We start from the raw sequence: 24,152 nt of genomic DNA on the forward strand, positions 1-24,152 counted from the left end.
ACAAGGGAGCCGGCTATGCCGTGGCCAGGTGAAGCCGCTCGAAATCCTCGAAGAACTCGCCGTAGTCACAGGTGATTTCCTCGCCCGCTGCGATGTCGCGGGTGGCGGTTGCGCCGCCATACTGCGAAAAATCCGTGTTTGGATTTCCAGCATGGTTCATGAAGCGGCCATTGTCGACTTCATAAACCATGAAACCCGGCCGGTCGGGGCTCGGATAGGCATAGCGGTCGAGCAATTCCCTGAGGTGCGGGGGTGCTGCCTCGTATTTCTCCGTCGGCACCAGCCGGTCGAAGTCCGGATCGAGCCGCCAGATCGAGGCGCCTTTCCGGATCGGCTCGGCGGCGAACACGCCGACGCCCTCGATCGCGCTCGCAGCCACATAGGTTCTGATCAGCATCATGGTTCCGGGCCCCGCTTTTCGACAGGAATTCGACAGGAGACGGAATCGCCAAATCGCGGGAAAAAAGCAAGACCGACGGCCTGCGTCACGGCGACGAAGAGGCATGTTCGCCGCGAAAACGCTTCACGTCCGGTTGATCGACACGCCGCCGTCGGCGAACAGCGCGGTTCCGGGGGTGAGCTAGAGGCATCGGAGAGGCTCCAACCCGCGATGCCGAGGCCGAGCAAGGCGGCCAGCTCCAGCAGGAAGCGCAATGTCAAATTCCGCCGGGCATTGCCCACAATCTTGCTCCAAAGGTTCGGCAACACGAATAGTGGCCGAGGGCCGTTGCATCGGCCAGTCCGGATGCGTCTTTTTTGTCGCGGCGCAAAACGGCAAGCGCCGTCGCAAACAGCGCAAGGGTGGAAGCCCGGTTTCGCTAGTGATACACCTCGCGCGCCGGGACCGACTGAACGCCCGGCTGCAATCCGCGAGATCTGTTGGCGCGAGGCTGGGACGTTGAAGAAATATTCGGTATTCGCCATCGCCCGCGAGGCCATGCGCGGCCACAAGGGCTGGGAGGAACAGTGGTCCTCGCCTGAGCCCAAGAAGGAATACGACGTCATCATCGTCGGCGCCGGCGGTCACGGCCTGGCCACCGCCTATTATCTCGCCACGGTCCACGGCATCACCAATGTCGCGGTGCTGGAAAAGGGCTGGCTGGGCGGTGGCAACACCGGCCGCAACACCACCATCATCCGCTCCAACTATCTCTATGACGAGAGCGCCGGCATCTACGACCATGCGCTGAAGCTGTGGGACGGGCTCAGCCAGGAGCTCAACTACAACGTCATGTATTCGGCGCGCGGCGTCATGATGCTGGCCCACAACGTGCACGACGTGCAGGTGCTGAAGCGCCATGTCCACGCCAACCGGCTGAACGGCATCGACAATGAATGGCTGTCGCCGGAGCAGGCGAAGGAATTCTGCCCGCCGCTCAACATCGCCAGGGATGCGCGCTATCCGGTGGTCGGCGCGGCGCTGCAGCGCCGTGGCGGCACGGCGCGCCACGATGCGGTGGCCTGGGGCTATGCGCGCGGCGCTTCGGCGCGCGGCGTGCATATCATCCAGAACTGCGAGGTCACCGGGGTCAAGCGGGCACCGAACGGCGCGGTCATGGGTGTCGACACGACACGCGGCTTTATCGGCGCCAAGAAGGTCGGCGTCGTCGCCGCCGGCCATTCCTCGGTCATCATGAACATGGCCGGCGTGCGCATGCCGCTGGAAAGCTACCCGCTGCAGGCGCTGGTGTCCGAGCCGGTCAAGCCGGTGGTGCCGTGCGTGGTGATGTCGAACACGGTGCACGCCTACATCTCGCAGTCCGACAAGGGCGAGCTGGTGATCGGCGCCGGCACCGACCAGTATGTCTCCTATTCGCAGACCGGCGGCCTGCACATCCTGCAGCACACGCTTGACGCCATCTGCGAGATGTTCCCGATCTTCACGCGCATGAAGATGCTGCGTTCCTGGGGCGGCATCGTCGACGTCACGCCAGACCGCTCGCCGATCCTGGCCAAGACGCCGGTGCCCGGCCTCTATGTCAATTGCGGCTGGGGCACGGGCGGCTTCAAGGCAACGCCGGGCTCCGGCCATGTCTTTGCCCACACCATCGCCGGGGATGACCCGCATCCGATCAACGCACCCTTCACCATCGAACGCTTCCGCACCGGCCGCCTGATCGACGAGGCGGCGGCGGCGGCCGTGGCGCACTGATGATGGCGCAGATGGCTGTCGCGATGCCGCTGATGCTGGCGGGGGAACAGGGCATGTTCCATTTTCCCTCGGCGGACGAAGTGCGTACGCAGCCGATCAGCCGCGCCGGGAACGAGGCCAACTGGCCGTTTTCCGTCGACGACGGCGTGCTCGCCTGCGTGTGGAGCGGCGGCCAGAAGGTGGTCATGTTCCTGGAGAACAGGCCTTCCGATCTTGGCGAGGACGACACATTCGAGCCACGTCGCGTCATCGTCACGACCGATCCGGTGCAACTCACCATCGGCAACATGGCGTATCGCGACCTGTTTCGCCCGGCCGCGAGCGTGGAGGAGCGCATCCGGCTCGTCGCGCCTTTTGCGGCGATGGGCCAGAGGCTTTGCGACCAACCGGCCGGCGCCCGCGTCGGCCACGGCGAATTGTAGGAACGAACACGATGCTTCTCATTCGTTGCCCCTATTGCGAGGAAGAGCGCCCGGAGCTCGAATTCCGCAATGCCGGCGAAGCGCATATCGCGCGCTCGGCCAACATTGCCGGCGAGAGCGACGACGATTTCGAGAAATTCTTCTTCATCCGCTCGAATCCCAAGGGCATCATCCATGAGCGTTGGCGGCACATGCATGGCTGCGCCCGCTTCTTCAACGCCGTGCGCGACACGGTCACCGACAAGTTCATCATGACCTACAAGGCCGGCGAGCCGAAGCCGTCGAAGCTGCCCAAAATCTCCAACGAAGTGGTTGCCAAATGAGCGGCGCGTTCCGCATTCCCAGCGCCGGCCGCCTCAGCCAGGCGAAGACCGCGCGGTTCAGCTTCGATGGCCAGTCCTACGCCGGCATCGAGGGCGATACGCTGGCTTCGGCGCTGCTCGCCAATGGCGTCCATCTTGTCGGCCGCTCGTTCAAGTACCATCGTCCGCGCGGCATCCTGTCGGCGGGCGCGGAAGAGCCGAACGCGCTGGTCGAGATCAAGCGCGACGCGGCGCGCAAGACGCCGAACGTGCGGGCCACCGTGCAGGAGCTCTATGACGGGCTTGCCGCCCAGTCGCAGAACCGCTGGCCGTCGCTGTCCTTCGATGTCGGCGCGGTCAATGATGTCGCCTCGCCATTGTTTTCCGCTGGTTTCTACTACAAGACCTTCATGTGGCCGAAGGCGGCCTGGAAGAGCCTTTATGAGCCGAAGATCCGCGCAGCGGCCGGTCTTGGCGTTTCCCCGGATCAGCCTGATCCCGATCACTATTCATCGCGCTATGCGCATTGCGACGTGCTGGTGCTGGGCGGTGGTGCCGCCGGCATCGCGGCGGCATTGGCCGCGGCCGAGACCGGGGTGCGCGTCATCCTCGCCGACGAGCAGGCCGAGTTCGGCGGCAGCCTGCGTTTCGAAAGCGGCGCCAGGATCGACGGCCAGGACGGTTTTGCCTGGGCTCAAGGCGTGGTGGGGAAGCTCGCCGCCATGGACAATGTCCGTGTGCTCTCGCGCACCACCGCCTTTGGGTACTACGCGCAGAATTTCGTCGGCCTTGTCGAGCGCCTCAGTGATCATCTGAAGGCCCCCGGCCACGAACTGCCGCGCGAGCGGCTGTGGCAGGTTCGCGCCAAGCGCGTCGTGCTGGCGTCGGGCGCCATCGAGCGGCACATGGTTTTCGCCGACAACGACCGGCCAGGCATTATGCTGGCGGGCGCGGCGCGCACCTATCTCAACCACTATGGTGTGGCGGTCGGCAAGAATGTCGGCGTCTACACCGCCAATGATTCGGCTTACGCGGCGGCGATCGACTTGAAGAAGGCCGGCGTCAATGTGGCGGCGATCGTCGATTTGCGCGACAATCCGGCCGGTCCAGTAATCGACGAGGCAAGGGCGCTTGGCATCGAGGTTAATTTCGGCCGCGCGGTGATCCGTGCCGGCGGCAAGCTCAGGGTATCGTCGATGACCGTGCAGCCGAAGAATGGCGGCGGCGAACGCACCATTCCTGTCGACGCGATCCTGATGTCGGCCGGCTGGACGCCGTCGGTGCACCTGTTCTCGCAGTCGCGCGGCAAGGTCGCCTTCAACGACGAGACCAAGCGCTTCGTGCCGGGAACCTACGCGCAAGACTGCGTCTCGGTCGGCGCCTGCAACGGCACGGACGGGCTGTCGGCGTCGCTCGACGAGGCCTATGCGGCGGGCGCCAAGGCGGCCAAGGATGCCGGCGCGAAGGATTCCAGCGTTAAGGCGGGCAAGGGCACGAAGCCGAAGGTCGACGCCTCGGAGAGCTGGTCGCGCGGCATGCTGGGCGCCGCCCCCGGCGCCGGGCCGGATACGACGGTGAAAGCCTTTGTCGATTTCCAGAACGACGTCACCGCCAAGGATATCCGCCAGGCGGTGCACGAGGGCATGCGCTCGATCGAGCACGTCAAGCGCTTCACCACCAACGGCATGGCGACCGACCAGGGCAAGACCTCCAACATGCACGGCCTGGCGATTGCCGCCGAGACGCTTGGCAAGCCGATCCCGGAGGTCGGCCTGACCACGTTCCGGGCGCCCTATACGCCGGTGACGTTCGGCGCGATCGTCAGCCATGCGCGCGGTCCGCTGTTCGACCCGACTCGTAAGACGGCGATCCATCCGTGGGCCGAAGCCCAGGGTGCGGTGTTCGAGGATGTCGGCCAGTGGAAGCGCGCCTGGTATTTCCCCAAGGCGGGCGAAGACATGCACGCGGCGGTGGACCGCGAGTGTGTGGCGGTTCGTACGACAGCCGGCCTGTTCGATGCCTCGACGCTCGGCAAGATCGAAGTGGTCGGGCCGGACGCGGCCAAGTTCATGGAACTGCTCTACACCAATCCGTGGGAGAAGCTGGAGCCCGGCCGCTGCCGCTATGGCATCATGCTGCGCGAGGACGGCTTCATCTATGATGACGGCGTGGTCGGTCGGCTGGCGCCCGATCGTTTCCATGTGACGACGACGACGGGCGGCGCGCCGCGCGTCATGAACCACATGGAGGATTATCTCCAGACCGAGTTCCCGCATCTCAATGTCTGGCTGACCTCGATCACCGAGCAGTGGGCGGTCATCGCCGTGCAGGGCCCCAAGTCCCGCGACATCATCGCGCCGCTGGTCGAAGGCATCGATATGTCCGACGAGGCGCTGCCGCATATGTCGGTGCGCGAAGGCAAGATCTGCGGCGTGCCGACGCGGCTGTTCCGCATGTCGTTCACCGGCGAGCGCGGCTTCGAAGTCAATGTGCCGGCCGACTACGGCCAAGCCGTCTGGGAAGCGCTGTGGGCCGAAGGGCAGAAGCATGGTGCCGCGGCTTACGGTACCGAGGCCATGCACGTGCTGCGCGCCGAAAAGGGCTACATCATCGTCGGCCAGGATACGGACGGCACGGTGACGCCGAACGACGCCGGTCTCGACTGGGCGGTCGGCAAGAAAAAGGCCGATTTCGTCGGCATCCGCGGCATGGCGCGGCCGGACCTGGTGGCCAAGGGCCGCAAGCAACTGGTCGGCCTGAAGACCAAGGACCCGAAGGTGGTGCTCGAAGAAGGCGCGCAGATCGTCGAGGATCCGAAGCAGGCGATCCCGATGAAGATGATTGGCCATGTCACCTCGAGCTACTGGTCGCAAAATTGCGGCCGCTCCATCGCTCTGGCGCTGGTCGCCGGCGGCCGCGACCGCATGGGCGACACGCTCTATGTGCCAATGCCGAACGGGGTGATCGAGGTGGAGGTTACCGGCATGGTGTTCTTCGACGAGACTGGAGGGCGCCTCAATGGCTAAGGCCGCCGTGAAAAAAGCAACAACTGTCGCAACGCCGTCGGTCGAGCGCCGCCCGGCGCTGGCCGGTCGCACCACCTCCGCACCCGCCGTCAAGGTCGAGGTGCTGCCGCCGGCCGAGCGCATATCGCTGCGCGCGCCGGAGGCTTCGGTCGCCGCGCTTTCGAAGGCACTCGGTGTGACGTTGCCGAAGAAGCCGAAAACCTCGGCTTCGAAAGCCGGACGGACCGCCCTGTGGCTCGGCCCCGATGAATGGCTGGTGATCGACGAGGCCGGCAACGATCCGCTCGCCGATTGCGCCGGGGTTTCCGCCCTGCACTCGGCTGTCGGCATCTCGCATCGCAACGCCGCGATTGCCGTGACGGGTGCGGGAGCTGCGGCGACGATCAATGCGGGCTGTCCGCAGGATCTGTCGCTTGATGCCTTTCCGGTCGGTGCGTGTTCACGCACCATCCTGGGCAAGACCGAGATCGTGCTGTTGCGCAATGCCGCCGATGCGTTCCGGGTCGAGTGCTGGCGTTCCTTCTCGGACTATGTCTTTACTTTCCTGTCCGAGGGATCGCGGGACGCGGCGGTCTGAACTCGGAACGTTTTGCAGGGCACGCTCGTTCTGCATTCGCACGCCGAGGGAGAATGCCGATGCCGTCGAATTCCACGCCAAGATCACAGGCCAAGAAGTCGCCGGCCGTTCGCTCCCTGGAGCATGAGCAACACGAAGAGCCGAGTGCCGAACAGGAACTCGAGGAGGGGCTCGAGGACACGTTCCCGGCCAGCGATCCGATATCGATCACGGGAACGGCCATTCCCGGCGCACCGGCGAAACCGGGCAAGGCCAAGACAGTGGCCGGGCGCAAGAAGCGCAAGACTTAATTTTCGTCGGACAAGGCCGGATCGGACCTTCTCAATCCCATGGGGCATGCTATTTAAAGCGCTTTGGGAGACGAAAATGCCGACAAAAGCCGTTGTTTGGGGCGAAAATGTCCATGAGCAAACCAATGCCGCCGTGCGCGACCTCTATCCCTTGGGCATGCATGGCACCATTGCCGTCGCGCTCAACCAGGACAAGGGCATCGAGGCGACCACAGCCACCTTGCAGGAACCCGAACATGGCTTGAGCGAGAAGCGCCTGGCCGCCACCGATGTCCTGCTGTGGTGGGGTCATGCGGCGCATGGCGAGGTCAAGGACGAGATCGTCGAGCGTGTGCAGAAGCGGGTCTGGGAAGGCATGGGGCTGATCGTGCTCCATTCCGGCCACTACTCGAAGATATTCAAGCGGCTGATGGGCACGCCCTGTTCGCTGAAATGGCGCGAGGCGGGCGAGCGCGAGCGTGTCTGGGCGATCAACCGCGGCCACCCGATCGCTCAAGGCATCGGCGAATGCCTGGAGATCGGCGAGACGGAGATGTATGGCGAGCCGTTCGCGGTGCCGGAGCCGCTCGAGACGGTGTTCGTCTCCTGGTACGAAGGCGGCGAGGTGTTCCGATCCGGGCTGACCTATCAGCGCGGCGCCGGCAGGATCTTCTACTTCTCGCCCGGCCACGAGACCTACCCGATCTATCACAATGAGGGCGTGCAGCAGGTGCTGCGCAACGCCGTGCGCTGGGCGCACAACCCGGCGCCGGCATGGTCCGGCATCACCAAAGCGCCCAACGTGCCGACGGAGGCGGCCAAGGAGAAGATCGTCCAGAAGGGTCTGCGCCTGCATGCCGATGGCGACAAGGGCTTGAGTTGATTGGGGCCTGATCCGATGCATCGACTGCTTCTGCTCGGCACCGGCGGCATCGCCGGGCATCATGTGGAGGAATTCGCCAAGATTCCCGGCTGTGCCATCGTCGCCTGCGTCGACCAGGTGCCGGGCCGCGCGGCAGCGTTCGCCGCCGCCAACAGAATAGGCGATTTCTTCGAGAGCCTGGAGGCAGCGATTAGCTGGGGCGAGTTCGACGCCGCCATCAACGCGACGCCGGACGGCGCGCACAAGGCAACGACACTGGCGTTGCTCGCCGCCGGCAAGCATGTCTTCTGCGAAAAGCCGCTGGCGCCGAACCATGCCGATGCACTTGATATGACGGAAGCGGCCGAGGCGGCCGGGGTCGTCAACATGGTCAACCTGACCTATCGCAACTCACCGGCGATCCAGGAAGCACGGCGCATGGTGCAGGCCGGTGAGATCGGCGAGTTGCGCCATGTCGAGGCGAGCTACCGGCAAAGCTGGCTGGTCAGCAAATCGTGGGGCGACTGGCGGGTCGAGGAAAAATGGCTGTGGCGCCTGTCGAGCCGGCACGGTTCGACAGGCGTGCTGGGCGATGTCGGCATCCACATCCTGGACTTCGCCACCTATGGCGCCGCCCAGGAAATCGTCAGCCTGCATGCGGATCTGGTGACGTTTCCGAAGGCCGAGGGCGAGCGGATCGGCGACTATGTACTGGACGCCAACGACAGCGTGGCGATGACGGCGAGGTTCAAATCCGGTGCACTCGCCACGATCGTGGCAAGCCGTTACATGACCGGCCACGCCAACGATTTGTCGCTGGCCCTGCACGGCACCAGGGGCGCCATCAAGGTCGGGACCGACGGCAAGGCATCGCACCTGTCCGCTTGCCTGGGCAAGGATGTCGACCAGCAGTGCTGGCGAACGCTTGTGCTGCCGGATGTCAAGCGCAACGCCCAGCGTTTTGCCGAGGCGCTGGATGCAGGCCGGAACGGCGATCCGTCCTTCCGGCGCGCCGCCGACATGCAGAAGCTGATCGACGCGGCCTTCGAGAGTTCAGCGGCCAAATTGCCGGTCCCGGTCGCCTGAAGCTGGCCGGCTCGTGCCGGCCAGAAGTGATTTCAAGCTGATATCAGAATGCGCTCGGCATAATCCATGGATTGATGCTGATGCCGAGCCGCGGGCCCTTGCCGTCAGCGGTGTTTTCCGTGGAGCTTTTCTTCTCGACCGATCCGGTCGAAGCGCAATCGAGCTTCACATGGGTCCTGGTGTCGACGCAGGTCGCGGCCGGCGCGTGCTTGACCGGCTGGCTGGCGCTGGCGGCGAAGGCCGAGCCCGAAAGTGCCAGCACGGCGGCGAGGGTGAGGAGTGTCTTTTTCATCGTCAGTCTCCGTTTTTCGACGGGTGAATTCCCTCCGTACATGTACGGTATGGCGTACAAATACGACCATCGATCGCGAAGTTCAAGTCGGAATCGTACGCGTACGATAAACTTTTTGTTAACCAAGAAACTCGCCCCCCCGTTTGGCTGCGGAGGATGGTGAGGACTATGGAAACGAAAGGAGCTGGCGTTCAGCAGTTGACCGGTGTCTCGCTCAGCGGCGGCACGTTCTGCGTGCTGAGCGAGGCAAGCGTGAAATCGCACATCCGCTTCACGAAAGCCTGCGGGTCGCCAAAGGGGTAGAACGGAAAGGTGATCAGCAGCGAGATCGTACCGTGGCCCACCGCCCACAGCATGGTGGCGATGGCGCGCGGATCGCCTTGCAACTTGCCAGCGGCGACGCAGGCCTCGACCCGGCTGATGAGCACTTTCATCGCCGGGTTGCCTTCTTCCATGTCGTCGTAGCTCCTGCCTTCCGGCAGCCTGGTCTTTTCGGTCATGAAGACGGTGCGGTATTCGTTGGGATTGCCGAGCCCGAAGGCGGCATATTCCGTCATGACCGCCTGCAATGCCTCGATCGGATCGTCGGACGAATGCTCCTCGATGCGCCGGGCAAGCGTCTCGAACGCATCCTCGGCCAGCGCGAACAGGATGTCCTGCTTGTCGGCGAAGTAGGAGTAGACCGACATCGGCGCGTATCCGACCCGCTTGGCCAGCTTGCGGATGGTCAGGCCTTCATAACCCTCTTCCTGGACGAGCTTGTGCGCGGCCTCGACCAGTTCGGATCGCAGTTCGGCTTTTTGTTTCTCGCGGCGTGTCTGGACGCTTGGCGGCAAGATCTCGTGCCTTCGTTTGGTTGGTGCGCGGCTAAATTATATACGCTGTACGAAAACGAACAAGGGCGCGACAGGTTCCCAAACGGCAGGTGTCAGATGGCGCCGATGCCGCCGTCGACGGCCAGCGCGTGGCCGGTCATGAAGGAATTGGCGGGGTCGGCGGCGAACAGGATGGCGGTGGTGATCTCCTCGACTTCGGCCACCCGCTTCATCGGCACGCCACGCGTCAGTTCGGCCAATGCCTCCGCCTCCGGCATGCCGGAGAGGCGTACGAAGCCGTCCCCCATCGCCGTCCTTGTGTGGGCGGGGCAGATGGCGTTGATGCGCAGGCCCTTGGTGGCGTATTCGATCGCGGCCGAGCGGGTCAGGCCGATGACGCCGTGCTTGGCGGCGGCGTAGACCGAGAGTTTCGGCGCGCCGGACAGGCCGGCGGCCGAGGCGATGTTGACGATGGCGCCACCCTTGCCAGTCGCCTTGAACTGCCGCTCCATCTGCGGAATCTGGTGCTTCATGGCATAGAAGACGCCGAGCAGATCGATCTCCAGCACGCGGCGGGCCTCGTCCGACGCGACATGCGGCAGGCGCACGAAGCTCTGGACGATGCCGGCATTGTTGACCGCGATGTCCAGCCGGCCGAATTTCTCGACCGCCAGCCTGACCAGATCCTCGGACAGGCTTTCGTCCGCTATGTTGCCGGCCAGGATCGCCGTTTCGGCCCGCAGCGTCCCGGCAAGATCGGCCAACGCCGTTTCGTCGATGTCCGACAGCACCAGCCGCGCGCCCTCAGTGGCAAAGCCCTTCGCGGCGCCCTGGCCGAGCCCGCCGGCGGCACCGGTGATCAGCACGGTTGCTCCGTCAAAACGGCCCATCACGCCTCCTTGTCGATCAGTTTCGAAGCGAGATGCGAAAGCAGCTTCACGGCTTCGCCATAGGTCTTGGCCTTTTCAGGATTGGAGGCGTTGCCGTCCAGCGCCCGCTTGTAGACACCCTGGCAGATCGCGGCCAGCCGGAAGAAGGAGAAGGCCAGGAAGAACGTCCAGTTGCCGATGCCGTCCAACCCGCGCCGCCGGCAGTAGGCGGCGACGTAGGCCTCTTCCGAGGGCAGGCCGAGTGCGGGGCGGTCGACACCACCCAGGCCGCGAAAACCCGAGGCGTGCGGCAAGCGCCATTGCATGCACTGATAGGCGATGTCGGCAAAGGGGTGGCCAAGAGTCGACAGTTCCCAGTCCAGCACCGCCAGCACCTGGGGCCGATCCGGGGCGAAGATCAGATTGTCCAGCCGGTAGTCGCCATGCACCAGCGAGACGCGGCCGTCATCGGCGGGCATGTGCTTCTCCAGCCAGGAAATAAGCCGGTCCATGTCGGCGACGGTGCCCGTCTCCGAGGCGCGGTACTGGCTGGTCCAGCGCGCCAGCTGCCGCTCGAAATAATTGCCCGGCCGGCCGAATTCGCCGAGTCCCACGGCCTCGACATCGACATCATGCATGGCCGCGAGCGTGACGTTCATGGCATCGTAGATGGCGGCGCGCTCATCGTTGTCGCGAGCTTCCGGCAGCGCCGGATCCCAAAAGATGCGGCCGTCGAGGAAATCCATCACGTAGAACATACGGCCGATCGGCGAGTCCTCCGCCGACAGGTGCAGCATTCGCGGCACAGGCACGGCGGTTCCGGCAAGCGCGCTCATCACGGTGAATTCGCGGTCGACCTGATGCGCCGATTTCAGCAACTGCCCAGGCGGCTTGGCGCGCAGCACGTAGCGGCCACTTGCCGCCGTTATCAGATAGGTCGGGTTCGATTGGCCTGATTTGAATTTTTCGATTGCAGCAAGCCCGGAAAAGCCGGGGATGTTCGCCTCAAGGTAAGGCGCTAGAGCCGCCTGGTCGAGAACGTTCGGATCGCTCATGCGGTCTCAGGCTGGCGTTCGATCAGGGTCAGCGTCAGCCAGCGCGCGGTCAATGCCGGCTTCTTCGAGCCCTCGATCTCGATCGTCACGTCATGGGCCGTCTGCACCCAGCCCGACGGCCTGACCTTGACGTCGGCCAGCACGAAACGGGTGCGGATGCGCGCCCCGGTCTTCACCGGTGCCAGGAAGCGCAGCGAATCGAAGCCGTGGTTGACGCCCATCTTGCTGTTTTCGAGCGGCGGCATGGTCTCGAAGGTCATTGCCGACAACAGCGACAGCGACAGGAAGCCGTGCGCGATCGTGCCGCCGAAGGGCGTCTCCCGCATGGCCCGCTCCGGGTCGCAATGGATGAACTGATGGTCGTCGGTGGCGTCCGCGAACTGATCGATCATGCGTTGCGTGACCACCCGCCACGGCGACACGCCAACCTCCTTGCCGACACTGGCCAGAAGCACATCGAGACTGATCGGTTCCACGCTGATGTCCTCCAGTTCACTCCCGGCTTCTGCGGCCGGAAAATGTCATTCCTTGAACAAGGTCAGCCCATGCTGCACCGACTGTCCGCCGTCGATCGGCAGAATGGCGCCGGTGACATAGCTGCCCGCACGGCTGCACAAATAGAGCGTTGCGCCGGCAATGTCATCCGGGGCGCCGATACGACCGATCGGAACGTGGCTGCCGACACGTTTCGCCTGTTCATCGCTGCCGGTGGCGAAAGCCGTCATGCGGCTCTGGAAGGGGCCGGGGGCAAAGGCGTTGACGGTGATGCGTCGGGCGGCGAACTCGAGCGCCAGAGTGCGCGTCAGATGGTGAACCGCGGCCTTCGAGGCGGTGTAGGAATAGGCATCGTCGGCCAACGGCTGCGTGCCCATCACCGAACCCAGATTGATGACCCGGGCCGGATCGGCATCACTGGCGGCGGCTTCCAGCAGCGGCAGCAATTCGCGGGTCAGATGGAAGACGGCGGTGACATTGACGCCGAACACCTTGGCCCATGCCGAATAAGGGAAGCTCTCCAGCGGCGCGCCCCAGGAAACGCCGGCATTGTTGACCAGAATGTCCAGTTTCGCCGTCCGCGCCTTGACCTCGGCCACCAGTGCCGTGATGCCAGCCTCGCTGGAGACATCGCCGGCGAAGCCTTCGGCCCGACCGGAAGCGCCAATCCCGTTCAACTCGGCGGCGACCTTGACGCAGTCCTCGCCCTTGCGCGAAGCGATCATCACGCTGGCGCCGGCCCTGACCAGCGCGGTTGCCGCCATGCGGCCGATGCCGGTCGCGGCGCCCGTCACCAGCGCGGTCTTGCCGGCCACCGAAAACAGCTCGTCCAGATAGCTCATCACAATCCTCCGCGCCTTGCCCCGGCATGCGGGCAAAACAGTTCGCGTTGACAAGGCTATCCGAAGTACGGTCATCCTTGCCACGGGTAAAGTGCCCGGCGTGCATGAAGGGTTAGCGACCGATGACAGACATGAATCTCGGCATGACCGAGCGGCTGAAGCCGATCCACGTGCGTGTCGCGGCGATGGTGCGCGACGAGATCATGCCGCTCGACAAGGAATTTCTCGGCGAGGTGGGCAAGGCCGGCGACCGCTGGGTCTATACGGCGCGCCAGAGCGAGATCCTCGACGGGCTGAAGAAGACCGCGAGAGAGCGCGGCCTGTGGAATTTCTGGCTGACCGGCTCGGAACGCGGCTACGGTCTTTCCACCGTCGAATACGCCTATCTGGCCGAGGAGATGGGCAAGGCGCATCTCGGCGCCGAGACCTTCAACTGCTCGGCGCCCGACACCGGCAACATGGAGGTGCTGGAGCGTTACGGTTCCGCCGAGCTCAAAAAGGCATGGCTGGAGCCCCTGCTCGACGGCAAGATCCGCTCGGCCTACCTGATGACCGAGCCGGATGTCGCTTCGTCCGACGCCACCAACATTTCGATGCGCTGCGAGCGGCAGGGTGGCGACTATGTGCTCAACGGCGAGAAATGGTGGGCCTCCGGCGCCGGCGATCCGCGTTGCGCCATCTATATCGTCATGGTCCGGACGGGCGGCGATGAAGAGCCGCAGCACCGCCGCCATTCGATGGTCCTGGTGCCATCAGACACAAAAGGCGTGACCAAGGTCAGGGCGATGCAGGTCTATGGCGACGACGACGCGCCGCACGGCCACATGCACCTCCGCTTCGACAATGTCAGGGTACCGGCATCGAACCTGATCCTCGGCGAGGGCAGGGGCTTCGAGATCGCGCAAGGCCGGCTCGGGCCCGGCCGCATCCATCACTGCATGCGCGCCATCGGCCAGGCCGAGATGGCGCTGGAGATGCTGTGCCAGCGTTCCGTGCGCCGCGAGGCCTTCGGCCAGAAGCTGGCGAAACTCGGCGCCAATTTCGACATCATCGCCGAATGCCGCATGGAGATCGAGATGGCCCGCCTGCTCTGCCTCAAGGCGGCGTGGATGATCGACCAGGGCGATGCGCGTGCCGCAGCGCCCTGGATCAGCCAGATCAAGGTCGTGGCACCGCGCGTCGCGCTCAAGGTCACCGACGAGGCGGTGCAGATGTTCGGCGCGCAAGGCATCAGCCAGGACACGCCGCTGGCGCGCTCGTGGACGCATTTGAGGACATTGCGCCTGGCCGACGGGCCCGACGCCGTGCATCGCCGGCAAGTGGCGCGCACCGAGTTGAAGAAATACACGCAGGAAAGGGTCTGAGCAGCGGCTCAGCGCGGCCGCGTTGCGGTCTTACTGCCGGTACCAAGGAGCGTTCCGATGACTGTCCCGTCCGAAATGAAGGCGCTGCTGCTGATCGGCGACGGCTACACCAGGACCCCTACCGGCAGCGTTCTGGAGGCGATGGAACCCTACCTGCAGCCTGGCAGTATCGCCCTGCCGACGCCCGGGCCGACGCAGGTTCTGATCAAGGTCAGCCTGGCTTCGATCAATCCGTCCGATGTCATGTTCGTCAAGGGCCAGTACGGCCAGCCACGCGCCAAGGGACAGCCGGCCGGCTTCGAGGGGGTCGGCACAGTCGTCGCCAGTGGTGATGAGCCTTATCCCAAAAGCCTGATCGGCAAGCGGGTCGCCTTCGCCACCGGCGTCACCAATTGGGGCTCATGGGCCGAATATGCCGTCGCCGAGGCGGCGGTCTGCATCCCGCTCCTCGACACGGTGCGCGACGAGGATGGCGCGGCTATGATCGTCAATCCGCTCACCGCGCTCGCCATGTTCGACATCGTCAGGGAAGAAGGCGAAAAGGCCTTCGTCATGACCGCGGGCGCCAGCCAGCTCTGCAAGCTGATCATCGGTCTGGCCAGCGAAGCGAGTTTCCGGCCTGTTGTCACCGTGCGGCGCGACGATCAGATCACGGCTCTGAAAGAGCTTGGCGCGGCGCACGTCCTCAACGAAAAGGCGCCGGATTTCAAGACGGCGCTGCGCGAGGTGATCAAAGCCGAGCAACCGCGCATCTTCCTCGACGCGGTGACCGGGCCGCTGGCCTCGGCCATCTTCGACGTCATGCCAAAACGGGCGCGCTGGATCATCTACGGGCGGCTCGATCCCGAGCCGACAGTCATCCGTGAACCCGGCCAGCTGATTTTCCAGCACAAGCATATCGAGGGCTTCTGGCTGAGCGAGTGGATGCGCCAGTTCCGCGACCGCCGCGGCCCGGCGATCCTGGAGGCGCAGAAGCGTTTTTCCGATGGGCGCTGGTCGACCGACGTGACGGCTGTCGTGCCGCTCTCCGAGGCGATGGCGCGGGTTCCGGCCGAACTGGCCAAGCCCAACGGCAAGGTATTCATCCGGCCTTAGCATCATCTGAAAGGACGCCAGAAGCTCGAATGCCAAGCTTTCCAAACCGCTCTTGATGGTCGATAAAAAGCCGGTGTCCTGCCGCTACCAGGCAGGCGGGACAGATATCCGCGTCTTTCAGTCCCTATGCCACGCTGCTTCGTCCGTGATATGCCGCCGCCATCGAAATGCCGGACGGCGCAGGCAAGGGCCTGTTGCGGGGTCGTGTGGGGTGACTTGATGACGATTTCCAAGCCGGTTTTCGACCGTTTGGGACTTAGCATGTGGATCGGAGCGTTCCTGATCGTTCTTGTCCTGGTGCTGTGGTCGCCCGACACGCGCACTGTGTTGCAGGCCTACAGATACGGCAGCGAGGAATTTCTGGCCGGCCGGCCGCTGTACAATATTCAGTCCGAGATGGGGTATCTGTACGCGCCGGCCTTTGCCGCGCTCTATGCTCCACTGTTCAAGCTGGGACCTCAGATAGGCGGGCTGCTGTGGCATGTTCTCGGCTTTGCAGTGCTGACCTTCGCCGCGGTGCGGCAGGTGCGCAAGCTCGGCGGCGGGGAATTGACCTGGCTGCTTTCGTTCGGTCTTTTCCTTGCCCTGCCGATGGCGCTCGGTGCGATCCGCAACGGCCAGGCGACGATCCTTTTGACCGGTGCTTGCTGGCTTCTCACTTTGTCGGCACTTGAAGGGCGGCGGGCCGAGACGTTTTTCTGGGCCTCGCTTGCCATCATCGCCAAGCCGACCGCGATCATCATGCTGCTGCTGGCTGGAGCGCTGCGACCCCGGTTGATACCGGTGCTGCTGCTGGCGGTGCTGTTCGTGCTCGCCCTGCCTTACGCCTTCGCTCCCGCCGGCTACCTAAACGACCAATATCGTGATTTCGCCCACATGCTGACCTCGATGGCCGTCGACAACACCAGCCACTTTGTTCCCACCGATTTCACCGCGCCCTTCACCGCGATAGGACTGCCCATTCCGGAATTCGATGCCACGATCGTGCGCATGGTCATGGCCCTGCTGACGCTTTCGGCGGTCATCTGGTTCGACCGCAAGCTCGAACAGGGAACGGCGGGGCTGGCGATCTTCCTGACAGCCACTTTCTACATGTGCGTCTTCAACCCGCGCGTCGAGCCCAACACCTATGCCATGATCGCCGTACCGGCCGGTCTCGCCATCGCCCTGTTGTGGCGCGAAGAACAAGGCGGCGTCCTGGCCTCGGTGCTGTCGATAGCGCTGTTCCTGACCGGACTGACCGGCGTCGAGCGACACGTGCACGATTTCTTCTATCCCTGGTTCCGGCCGATCACGGTCACCTTCATCGCCTGTTCGCTGATGTGGTGGTTCTGGGCCAGGGCGCGGGACAAGGTGGCGAATGAAGGGCCCGTTGCACATGGCTGAGTTGCGACCCACTCTCGATATCGTCGCACCGTTCTTCAACGAGGCGCAATCGGCATCGGCCTTCGCCGGGCTGCTCGACAAGCTCGAGGCGGCGGTGTCACAGCGCTTCGGCATGACTGTCCACAAGATCCTCGTCGATGACGGCAGCCGCGACGATGGCGCCGAACGGTTCTCCCATGTGCTGTCGGGGTCCTGGGAGATCGTCCGCCTCAGTCGCAATTTCGGCAAGGAGGTCGCCGTGCTTGCCGGCCTCGACCAGTCGCGCGGCGACATGGTGCTGATCATGGACGCCGACCTCCAGCATTCGATGGACATCAGCCTGAAACTGATCGCCGAACTGGTGGAAAACCCGGACATCGACGTCGTCTTCGCGCAGAACGACCGGCGTGAGGCGAGTTGGCGGCGCAGCCAGCTGGCGCGGCTTTTCTACAGCCTGATCAACAGCAGCCAGCGCTTCGACATTCCCGAGAACGCGGGAGATTTTCGCGTCATGCGTGGTGCCGAGGTGCGCGCGCTGACGAGCCTGCGTGACAAGCGGCGCTTCAACAAGGGCCTGTTCGCCTGGGCCGGCTTCCGCCAGAAAGCCATGCCCTATTCGCCGGAGAACCGCGCCGTCGGCACGTCGAAATGGAGCCGGCTCAACCTGATCGCCTTCTCGCTGGAAGGGTTCACGTCCTTTTCCGTCATACCGTTGCGCATCATCAGCCTGAGCGGAATGCTGGCGGCGTTGGCGGGCCTCGTTTACGGAGCCAAGGTGTTCTTCGAGGTGATGTTCTACGGCATCGCCGTCCCCGGCTATCCCAGCCTTATGGTCGCCGTGGTCCTGCTCGGCGGCCTCAACCTCACGCTGCTCGGCCTGATCGGCGAATATGTCTGGGTGACGCTGAGCGAGAGCAAGGATCGGCCCGTCTACATCGTGCGTGACGTTGTGCGCGGCGACGCCCCCGGCAAACTTTCGCCGGGTGCTCCCGAGACATGACGCGGCGCATCCGCCTGATCGCCGACGACTACGGCCTGGCGCCCGGGGTTTCCGCAGCGATCCTCGAACTGCTCGATCGCGGTCGCTTGACGGGTACTAGTTGCATGACCGGCTTTCCGGAATGGGAAGGGGAGGCGGCGCGCATGAAGCCGATCTGCGACCGTGCCGCGATCGGGCTGCATCTTACCTTGACCGACCAGCCAGCCATCACCGGCCAGTCGAGCCTGGCGCCGGAAGGCCGGTTGCCGCCGCTCCGCTCGCTGGCATTGCCGATCCTGAGCGGCCGTGTCGACGACCGCGACATCCATGCCGAGCTCGACGCCCAGTACGGCCGCTTCGTCGAGGCGCTGGGCCGCCGGCCCGCGTTCGTCGACGGGCACCAGCACGTGCATTTCCTTCCCGTCGTCCGCAGATGGCTGCGCGCGCGCCTTGCCGAAGGCGCCGGCAGGCCGGCGCTGCGCGGCGCCCCGGCACTGGCCGGTGGAGTCGCGGCGCCGAAAGTTGCCGCGATCGCGGCGCTCGCCGCCGGCTTCAACCGGTCGATGCAGCGCGCCGGCTTCACCATTCTCGAACCGCTGGCCGGTATCTATGACTGGCGGCAGCCCGAGAGGTTTGCTCCAGTGCTGCAGGCCGCCGTGGAGGCGTTGCCCGAGCGAGGGCTGTTCATGTGTCATCCTGGCCATGTCGACGCGACGCTGCGCGCGCGTGACCCGATGCAAGGCGTGCGCGAGGTCGAGTTCGCGTTCCTGGCTTCGGACGAATTCGGCGCAAGCCTGTCCCGTGCCGGCGTCGAGATCTTGGGCGGCAAGGGATGAGCGATGCCGACCGGCCCGGGCGTTCGACCGGCAGCAAGATCGTTCGCTTTGCCATCGTCGGACTGGCGAACACGGCCATCGACCTGGCCGGCTTCTTCGTGCTGCTCAAGCTGCATGTCCCGCCGCTGCCCGCCAACATCGCCGCCTGGTTCATCGCCGTCACCTTCTCTTTCGTGGCGAACGGCCTCTGGTCGTTCGAGCGCGATCCGGCCATCCGGCCGCGCGATGCCTTCCTTCGCTTCGTTTCGCTTGGGGCGCTGATTTCGCTCGGCGTCTCCAGCCTTTCGATCGCGCTGTTCGCCGGTATCGTCGGGGTTTGGCCGGCAAAGCTCGGCGGTGTCATTATGGCGGCGGTGCTGAATTTCCTGGCCGCGCGCTGGTCGATCGAGGGCCGCTTGCTGAAATAGCGGCGCCGTGATCGACGCCATCGTTGAACTGGATGGTGACGCGGCTCGGGCCGAGGAGGTCGACTCGACGTAACGTTGGCGGCCTAACGCAGGCTTTCCATCTCGCGGATGCGCTTGGCGCCTTTTGCTTCCAGTTGCCTTGTGACGGCGCCGATCAGCGTTTCGGCGACGACGAACAGGGCGGCGGAGGAATCCCATGCCGAAGGCACCGCGGTTCGTCCTGCGATGACATGGCGGGCAAAGCGGGCGATCGGCGACAGCCACTGGTCGGTGAACAGCACGATCTGCACGCCGCGCTGATGCGCCTTCTCGGCGAAGCGGACGAGGCTGTCCTGGTAGCGCCTGATGTCGAAGATCACCAGCACGTCGCGCTTGCCCATGTCGATCAGCCGGTCGCGCCACATGCTTTCCTGTCCCGCGAGGTGAAAGACATCAGGCTGAATGATGGCGAGGTGGGCGGCCATGTAACGCGCCAGCGGATCGGTGAAGCGGCCGCCGATCAGGAAGGTCTTGCCGCGCCGGTCAGCGAGCCGGGCCGCGATGTCGGCAAGCTGCTTGTCGGACAGGTGCCTGAAAGTCTCGCGCATGTTGTCGAGCGTCGCTTCCAGCATCGGTGACACGGTGCCGCCGCCGGGCGAGGGCGGGTTGAGCGTCCTTGTCGCCGGCGATTGCAGTTGCGCCGCCAGTTCGTCCTGCAGGCTCGACTGGAATTCCGGATAGTTCTGGAAGCCGAGCCGGGCAACGAAGCGCAGGATCGTCGGCGAGGAAACGCCGGCCGCGGCCGAGAATTCGGCAACCGTTTTCAGGCCGATCATAGGATAGCTGGCGATCAGCGTCTGTGCTGCCCGCCGTTCGCTGGCCGGCATCGTGCCAATACGGTCGGCGATCAATTCGGCAATGCTGGAAATCATCTTTTCCCCATCCCTGGCCTGGTCCACGGTCTTTTCCGAAATCGCATTTGACAAAGCCGGGCAAACTGTATGAAATCATCCACAGGGACGCAATGAGGCAAAATACGTAACATACGATACAGCGCTCCCCGGGGACGGCAGACTATGGAGAAAGCACGGCCCGCCAGCCTTGCATCGTCTGATACCGTAAGGGTGACGAACCCGGGCGGGTCGAGCCCTTTCGTGCTGACCTGCGATCACGCCTCGAATTTCCTGCCGGCCGAATTCGGAACGTTGGGCCTCGCCGCCGAGGACCTGTCCCGCCACATCGCCTGGGACCCGGGCGCGCTGCCGGTTGCGCTGCGCATGGCCGAGGCGCTTGACGCGACGCTGGTCGAAACCCGCATTTCTCGTCTCGTCATTGACTGCAACCGGCCGCTTGACGCGCCGGACCTGGTGCCGCCGGTCAGCGAGACCACGGCGATACCGGGCAATACCGGCCTGTCGGAACAGCAGCGCGCGGCGCGTGTTGCCCTGTCATGGCAGCCGTTCCATGGCGCCATCGAACGCATTGTCGAAGACAGGCTGGGGCGCGGGCAGGAGACCCGCCTGGTTTCCGTGCATTCCTTCACACCGGTCTACAAGGGCCGCAACCGGCCCTGGCATATCGGCATCATCCACGACGATGATCGCCGGCTGGCGTCACCGCTGATTGCCGCGCTGAAGCGGCTTGCCGGCGTCACCGTCGGCGTCAACGAACCCTATTCGCCGGCCGACCGCGTCTATTTCACGCTGGAACGCCACGCACGTTCGCGCGGCTTGCCGTGCGCGATGATCGAAATCCGCAATGACGAAATCGCCGGCGAAGCCGGGCAGCGGAAATGGGCGGATCTGCTCACGGGCATTTTTTCGGATCTGGAGCCAGAGGAGGCCAAGGGCTCTCGACCAGCAGTCAGCAAGTCAGTTCAATCGGCCAGCTAAGAACCAACAGGGGAAATCAAAATGGCAGCACCGGGTTATACAGACGTTGACAAGAAGGAGGACCTCAAGGTTCTCCATGGCATGGGCTACGCCCAGGAACTGTCGCGAAGCATGAGCCGCTTCTCGAATTTCGCGATCTCATTCTCTATCATCTGTATCCTGTCGGGCGGCATCAATTCCTTCGCCCAGGCCATCTCTTCGATCGGTGGCGCCGGCGCCGGCATCGGCTGGATTGTCGGTTGCGTTGTTTCAGGGTTCTTCGCCCTCGCAATGGCGCAGATCGCTTCGGCATTTCCGACAGCTGGCGGGCTTTACCACTGGTCATCCATCCTTGGGAATCGCTTCACCGGCTGGCTGACAGCCTGGCTCAATCTGCTCGGCCTGATCACCGTGCTGGGTGCCATCAACATCGGTACCGCATTCTTCTTCGTTGGAACGTTCGGGAGCTGGTTCGGCATTACCGGCACTCCGGGCGAGGTCGTTGGATTTGTTGCCGTCATCACCGTGATCCAGGCGCTCTGCAATCACTTCGGCATCAGACTGACCGCCATGCTGACCGACGCATCCGGCTTCCTGATCCTTGGCGCAACTGCTGTGTTGATCGTTGCTTGCCTGGTGTTTGCTCCGGCAATCGACGTCACACGGCTGTGGACGTTCACCAACTACTCGGGCGACGCCGGAGGTGGTGTTTTCCCGCAGTCGGATTCCATGAGCTACCTGTTCCTGCTCTGTCTGCTGCTGCCGGTCTACACCATCACTGGATATGATGCGTCGGCGCATACTTCGGAAGAAACGCTGAAGGCAGCGCATTCCGTTCCGCGGGCGATCGTTTCGTCCGTGCTCTGGTCGTCGCTGATCGGTTGGGCGATGGTCTGCGCGATCACTCTGGCGATCCCCGACCTAGCGGCCGGCGCCAAGCAGGGCTGGAGCGTCTTCTTCTCGACGATGGATGCAATCCTGCCGGTCTGGCTGAAAGAGCTGCTCTATCTGGCAATCCTGATCTCGCAGTTCCTCTGCGGCCTCGCCACGGTGACCTCGGCCTCGCGCATGTTGTTTGCTTTCTCTCGTGACGGTGGCATGCCGGTCGGTTCGGCCTCGCTCGCCAAAGTCAGCCCAACCTGGCGCACGCCGGTCAACGCCATCTGGACCGCCGCGATCCTCGAGATCATCTACGTCTTTCTTGCTCAGTTTATTTCAGTCGGCGGCACCAACATCTACACCATCGTCGTCAATTCGACGCTGGTGTTCCTGTTCCTGTCGTTCGTCATTCCGATCGTACTCGGCATGATGGCTTTTGGAACGGCGAAATGGCCGACTCCAGGCCCGTGGAATCTCGGCGCCGGGCTGTTCAAGCTGTTTTGCGTCCTGTCGGTCGTCGGCATGGTGATCATCTTCTACATCGCCATCCAGCCGCCGAACGACAAGGTGCTTTACATCACCATTGGCTTCATTGTGTTGACCGCCGTGCTTTGGTTCGGTTTCGAGAATCGCCGCTTCCAGGGCCCGCCGATCGGCGACCAGATCGCCAAGCGCCAGGCTGCCATCGCGGCTGCCGAGCTGGCGGTCGGCGAGACTGGCCACTGAACTCAGTCATCATCGTCATGGCCGGCATCGTGCCGGCCATGGCTCTGTTTACCCTTTCAAACGATAAGCGCTGGAGTGCCAAAGGAATGGCCGGAAATTTCTCGTTCGATCAGTTGAAGAAGGCGGTCTCCAGCGGCGAGATCGACACGGTGCTGGCCTGCATCGTCGACATGCAGGGGCGGCTGGCGGGAAAACGCTTCCTGGCGCAGTACTTCGTCGATTCCGCGCATGACGAGACACATGGCTGCAACTATCTCCTGGCCGCCGACATCGATATGGAGCCGGTGCCTGGCTACAAGGCGGCGAGCTGGTCGAAGGGCTACGGCGATTTCGTCATGAAGCCGGACCTGGCAACATTGCGGCGCATTCCGTGGCTGGAGAAGACGGCGCTGGTGATCTGCGACGTGCTCGACCACCACACCCATGACGACCTGCCGCATTCGCCGCGCGCCATCCTGAAGAAGCAGGTCAAGCGGCTGAAGGAGCGCGGCTATATCGGCTATTTCGCTTCCGAGCTTGAATTCTACCTGTTCAACGAAACCTACGATTCCGCCCGCAAGAAGCACTGGCAGGGCCTCGACACTGCATCGCCCTATATCGGCGACTACCAGATCGGCATCACCACCAAGGAAGAAGGCGTCATGCGCCGGCTTCGCAACGAGATGGAAGCAGCCGGCATCCCGATCGAGAACTCCAAGGGCGAGTGGGGCCCGGGCCAGGAAGAGATCAACGTGCGCTATGCCGAGGCGCTCGACATGGCCGATCGCCACGTCATCCTGAAGAACGGCGCCAAGGAGATCGCCGAGTCCGAGGGCAAGGCGATCTCCTTCATGTCCAAGTACAATTACGGGTTCGCAGGGAATTCCAGCCACATCCATAATTCGCTGTGGAGCGCCGACGGCAAGACGCCGCTGTTCTTCGACAAAAAGGCCGACTGGACGCTGTCGACGCTCGGCCAGCAATGGGCGGCCGGGCAGTTGAAGTACGCCAGGGAGTTCACCTGGTTCCTGGCGCCCTACATCAATTCCTACAAGCGCTTCCAGGCCGGCACTTTCGCGCCGACCAAGATCATGTGGAGCGAGGACAACCGCACCGCCGGCTTCCGCCTGTGCGGCGAAGGCACCAAGGGCATCCGCATGGAATGCCGCATAGGCGGCGCCGACCTCAACCCCTATCTCGCCTTTGCCGCGCTGATCGCCGCAGGTCTTGCCGGCATCGACGAGAAGCTCGAGCTGCAGAAGCCTTTCGTCGGCGACGCCTATCAGGCGTCACGACTGCCGGAGATACCAAAGACGCTGCGCGATGCCACCGAGACTCTGGCGAAGTCGAAGATGCTGAAGCAGGCGCTCGGCGATGACGTGCTCGAACACTATGTCCACACGGCAAAGTGGGAGCAGTTCGAATACGACCGCCGCATCACGGATTGGGAACTGCACAGGGGGTTCGAGCGGTATTAAGGTAGCCTGCGAACGTTGACGCCGCCCCTCACCCTTACCCTCTCCCCGTGAAGAACGGGGGGGGACGCCAGCGCTGGAGCGTTTCCCTTCTCCCCTCACATACGGGAGAAGGTGCCGGCAGGCGGATGAG

25 protein-coding genes are annotated in these 24,152 nt (G+C 64.0%); 17 read left to right on the forward strand and 8 right to left on the reverse strand.

The annotated features are described in order from the left end of the window. Nucleotides 1-13: 13 nt before the first annotated feature. Nucleotides 14-400, reverse strand: coding sequence for an SET domain-containing protein (locus tag AC56QQ_RS08460; RefSeq protein ID WP_091577946.1), 387 nt, complete (start codon nucleotides 398-400; stop codon nucleotides 14-16). A gap of 498 nt (nucleotides 401-898) precedes the next feature. On the opposite strand from AC56QQ_RS08460, the gene AC56QQ_RS08465 reads away from it, so the two are divergent. The 8 genes from AC56QQ_RS08465 (at nucleotide 899) to AC56QQ_RS08500 (ending at nucleotide 8,696) form a co-directional block, all read left to right on the forward strand. Further along, nucleotides 899-2,152, forward strand: a complete 1,254-nt coding sequence (locus AC56QQ_RS08465; RefSeq protein ID WP_497126374.1) for a sarcosine oxidase subunit beta — start codon at nucleotides 899-901, stop codon at nucleotides 2,150-2,152. After that, nucleotides 2,152-2,574, forward strand: coding sequence for a hypothetical protein (locus AC56QQ_RS08470; protein ID WP_497126376.1), 423 nt, complete (start codon nucleotides 2,152-2,154; stop codon nucleotides 2,572-2,574). Before AC56QQ_RS08465 ends, AC56QQ_RS08470 begins: the two co-directional genes overlap by 1 nt. A gap of 11 nt (nucleotides 2,575-2,585) precedes the next feature. After that, nucleotides 2,586-2,897, forward strand: coding sequence for a sarcosine oxidase subunit delta (locus AC56QQ_RS08475; protein WP_497126378.1), 312 nt, complete (start codon nucleotides 2,586-2,588; stop codon nucleotides 2,895-2,897). Beyond that, complete coding sequence (locus tag AC56QQ_RS08480) at nucleotides 2,894-5,902, forward strand: sarcosine oxidase subunit alpha (protein ID WP_497126380.1); 3,009 nt, start codon at nucleotides 2,894-2,896, stop codon at nucleotides 5,900-5,902. Before AC56QQ_RS08475 ends, AC56QQ_RS08480 begins: the two co-directional genes overlap by 4 nt. After that, on the forward strand, nucleotides 5,895-6,479 hold the full coding sequence (locus tag AC56QQ_RS08485) for a sarcosine oxidase subunit gamma (protein ID WP_497126382.1): 585 nt from the start codon (nucleotides 5,895-5,897) through the stop codon (nucleotides 6,477-6,479). Before AC56QQ_RS08480 ends, AC56QQ_RS08485 begins: the two co-directional genes overlap by 8 nt. A gap of 59 nt (nucleotides 6,480-6,538) precedes the next feature. Continuing rightward, nucleotides 6,539-6,769, forward strand: a complete 231-nt coding sequence (locus tag AC56QQ_RS08490; protein WP_091578079.1) for a hypothetical protein — start codon at nucleotides 6,539-6,541, stop codon at nucleotides 6,767-6,769. A 76-nt stretch (nucleotides 6,770-6,845) separates the two neighbouring features. Beyond that, nucleotides 6,846-7,631 (forward strand): ThuA domain-containing protein, encoded by a 786-nt coding sequence (locus AC56QQ_RS08495; RefSeq protein ID WP_497126384.1) that lies wholly within the window; start codon nucleotides 6,846-6,848, stop codon nucleotides 7,629-7,631. 15 nt (nucleotides 7,632-7,646) lie between these two features. After that, a complete protein-coding gene (locus AC56QQ_RS08500; protein ID WP_497126386.1) occupies nucleotides 7,647-8,696 on the forward strand; it encodes a Gfo/Idh/MocA family protein in 1,050 nt (349 codons plus the stop codon). 43 nt (nucleotides 8,697-8,739) lie between these two features. Here AC56QQ_RS08500 and AC56QQ_RS08505 read toward each other — a convergent pair whose 3' ends face one another. The 6 genes from AC56QQ_RS08505 to AC56QQ_RS08530 all read right to left on the reverse strand — a co-directional run bounded on the left by AC56QQ_RS08505 (nucleotide 8,740) and on the right by AC56QQ_RS08530 (nucleotide 13,064). Further along, nucleotides 8,740-8,988 (reverse strand): DUF680 domain-containing protein, encoded by a 249-nt coding sequence (locus AC56QQ_RS08505; protein WP_489863163.1) that lies wholly within the window; start codon nucleotides 8,986-8,988, stop codon nucleotides 8,740-8,742. Between the two features lie 191 nt (nucleotides 8,989-9,179). Next, on the reverse strand, nucleotides 9,180-9,824 hold the full coding sequence (locus AC56QQ_RS08510; protein WP_489863162.1) for a TetR/AcrR family transcriptional regulator: 645 nt from the start codon (nucleotides 9,822-9,824) through the stop codon (nucleotides 9,180-9,182). A gap of 92 nt (nucleotides 9,825-9,916) precedes the next feature. After that, on the reverse strand, nucleotides 9,917-10,693 hold the full coding sequence (locus tag AC56QQ_RS08515) for an SDR family NAD(P)-dependent oxidoreductase (protein WP_497126388.1): 777 nt from the start codon (nucleotides 10,691-10,693) through the stop codon (nucleotides 9,917-9,919). Then, complete coding sequence (locus tag AC56QQ_RS08520) at nucleotides 10,693-11,727, reverse strand: phosphotransferase (protein WP_489863160.1); 1,035 nt, start codon at nucleotides 11,725-11,727, stop codon at nucleotides 10,693-10,695. Before AC56QQ_RS08520 ends, AC56QQ_RS08515 begins: the two co-directional genes overlap by 1 nt. Further along, nucleotides 11,724-12,209 carry a MaoC family dehydratase gene (locus tag AC56QQ_RS08525; protein ID WP_269905276.1) on the reverse strand — a complete coding sequence of 162 codons (486 nt, stop codon included), beginning with the start codon at nucleotides 12,207-12,209 and terminating at the stop codon, nucleotides 11,724-11,726. The genes AC56QQ_RS08520 and AC56QQ_RS08525 overlap by 4 nt, the downstream gene beginning before the upstream one ends. Before the next feature lie 39 nt (nucleotides 12,210-12,248). Beyond that, nucleotides 12,249-13,064, reverse strand: a complete 816-nt coding sequence (locus AC56QQ_RS08530) for an SDR family oxidoreductase (RefSeq protein ID WP_497126390.1) — start codon at nucleotides 13,062-13,064, stop codon at nucleotides 12,249-12,251. Between the two features lie 122 nt (nucleotides 13,065-13,186). Between AC56QQ_RS08530 and AC56QQ_RS08535 the strand changes: the two genes are divergently transcribed. The 6 genes from AC56QQ_RS08535 to AC56QQ_RS08560 all read left to right on the forward strand — a co-directional run bounded on the left by AC56QQ_RS08535 (nucleotide 13,187) and on the right by AC56QQ_RS08560 (nucleotide 19,110). After that, entirely contained in the window at nucleotides 13,187-14,428 is a 1,242-nt protein-coding gene (locus tag AC56QQ_RS08535) for an acyl-CoA dehydrogenase family protein (RefSeq protein WP_497126392.1), read from the forward strand. A gap of 57 nt (nucleotides 14,429-14,485) precedes the next feature. Beyond that, entirely contained in the window at nucleotides 14,486-15,523 is a 1,038-nt protein-coding gene (locus tag AC56QQ_RS08540) for a zinc-binding dehydrogenase (protein ID WP_497126394.1), read from the forward strand. A gap of 219 nt (nucleotides 15,524-15,742) precedes the next feature. After that, entirely contained in the window at nucleotides 15,743-16,909 is a 1,167-nt protein-coding gene (locus tag AC56QQ_RS08545; protein WP_497126396.1) for a glycosyltransferase family 87 protein, read from the forward strand. Beyond that, entirely contained in the window at nucleotides 16,902-17,888 is a 987-nt protein-coding gene (locus AC56QQ_RS08550; protein WP_497126398.1) for a glycosyltransferase family 2 protein, read from the forward strand. The genes AC56QQ_RS08545 and AC56QQ_RS08550 overlap by 8 nt, the downstream gene beginning before the upstream one ends. Further along, nucleotides 17,885-18,703, forward strand: coding sequence for a ChbG/HpnK family deacetylase (locus tag AC56QQ_RS08555; protein ID WP_497126400.1), 819 nt, complete (start codon nucleotides 17,885-17,887; stop codon nucleotides 18,701-18,703). Before AC56QQ_RS08550 ends, AC56QQ_RS08555 begins: the two co-directional genes overlap by 4 nt. After that, complete coding sequence (locus tag AC56QQ_RS08560) at nucleotides 18,700-19,110, forward strand: GtrA family protein (RefSeq protein WP_489863153.1); 411 nt, start codon at nucleotides 18,700-18,702, stop codon at nucleotides 19,108-19,110. The genes AC56QQ_RS08555 and AC56QQ_RS08560 overlap by 4 nt, the downstream gene beginning before the upstream one ends. An 83-nt stretch (nucleotides 19,111-19,193) precedes the next feature. Here the strand turns inward: AC56QQ_RS08560 and AC56QQ_RS08565 are convergent, their stop codons facing one another. Then, nucleotides 19,194-20,021, reverse strand: coding sequence for a MurR/RpiR family transcriptional regulator (locus tag AC56QQ_RS08565; RefSeq protein ID WP_091578076.1), 828 nt, complete (start codon nucleotides 20,019-20,021; stop codon nucleotides 19,194-19,196). A 144-nt stretch (nucleotides 20,022-20,165) separates the two neighbouring features. Here AC56QQ_RS08565 and AC56QQ_RS08570 point away from each other — a divergent pair, with 144 nt between their 5' ends. From AC56QQ_RS08570 to AC56QQ_RS08580, 3 genes are all read left to right on the forward strand, one after another. Then, a complete protein-coding gene (locus AC56QQ_RS08570) occupies nucleotides 20,166-20,981 on the forward strand; it encodes an N-formylglutamate amidohydrolase (RefSeq protein ID WP_497126402.1) in 816 nt (271 codons plus the stop codon). A 21-nt stretch (nucleotides 20,982-21,002) separates the two neighbouring features. Further along, nucleotides 21,003-22,565, forward strand: a complete 1,563-nt coding sequence (locus AC56QQ_RS08575) for an amino acid permease (RefSeq protein WP_489863151.1) — start codon at nucleotides 21,003-21,005, stop codon at nucleotides 22,563-22,565. Between the two features lie 86 nt (nucleotides 22,566-22,651). Then, nucleotides 22,652-24,022, forward strand: a complete 1,371-nt coding sequence (locus AC56QQ_RS08580) for a glutamine synthetase family protein (protein WP_489863150.1) — start codon at nucleotides 22,652-22,654, stop codon at nucleotides 24,020-24,022. Nucleotides 24,023-24,152: the final 130 nt, after the last annotated feature.

The sequence above is a fragment of the Mesorhizobium sp. RCAM 05099 genome (assembly GCF_059683685.1).